Origin of the sequence: Pseudomonas sp. 18175, from assembly GCF_050432925.1 — a bacterium.
In the GTDB taxonomy this organism is placed as follows: Bacteria; Pseudomonadota; Gammaproteobacteria; order Pseudomonadales; family Pseudomonadaceae; genus Aquipseudomonas.
The window spans coordinates 1-778 of the sequence record NZ_JBKFTO010000055.1; the positions used below are offsets into that span (position 1 = coordinate 1).

Genomic DNA, 778 nt, shown 5'->3' on the forward strand with positions numbered 1-778 from the left:
CGACGAAGAAACTCCACGTGCTGGCCTGACGATCACCTTCACCGGCAACAGCAACTCGGCGGGCTACTACAGCATCTCCGGCAACAACGTCGTGCTGACCAAAGCAGGTGCGGACTTCGTCAACGCCGGCAACCAGCTGCCGAAGATCGACCTGACCGTTACTGATCCTGAAGGTCTGCACTCCAGCAACAACGCTCAGCCAGTGGTTAACCTGCACAACGATGTGCCGGTCATCACTGTGGTCGCTAACACCCTGGAAGAAAACTCTGCCGCCGTGGGCACCGTCGCCGGTACCTTCACCGCAACCGACGAAGAAACTCCACGCGCTGGCCTGACGATCACCTTCACCGGCAACAGCAACGCTGCTGGCTACTACAGCATCTCCGGCAACAACGTCGTGCTGACCAAAGCCGGTGCTGACTTCGTCAACGCGGGCAACCAGCTGCCGAAGATCGACCTGACCGTTACTGATCCTGAAGGTCTGCACTCCAGCAACAACGCTCAGCCAGTGGTCAACCTGCATAACGACGTGCCGGTGATCACCGTTGTCGCCAACACTCTGGAAGAAAACTCTGCCGCAGTGGGCACCGTCGCCGGTACCTTCACCGCGACCGACGAAGAAACTCCACGTGCTGGCCTGACCATCTCCTTCACCGGCAACAGCAACGCGGCTGGCTACTACAGCATCTCCGGCAACAATGTTGTGCTGACCAAAGCAGGTGCTGACTTCGTCAACGCCGGCAACCAGCTGCCGAAGATCGACCTGACGGTTACCGAT

General features: G+C 59.0%; 1 protein-coding gene. It reads left to right on the forward strand.

Going from position 1 to position 778, the window contains the following annotated elements; genetic code table 11:
- Positions 1–778, forward strand: a 778-nt coding sequence (locus ACLD1Y_RS31585) for a hypothetical protein (protein WP_429481545.1), incomplete at both ends; no start/stop codon positions are given.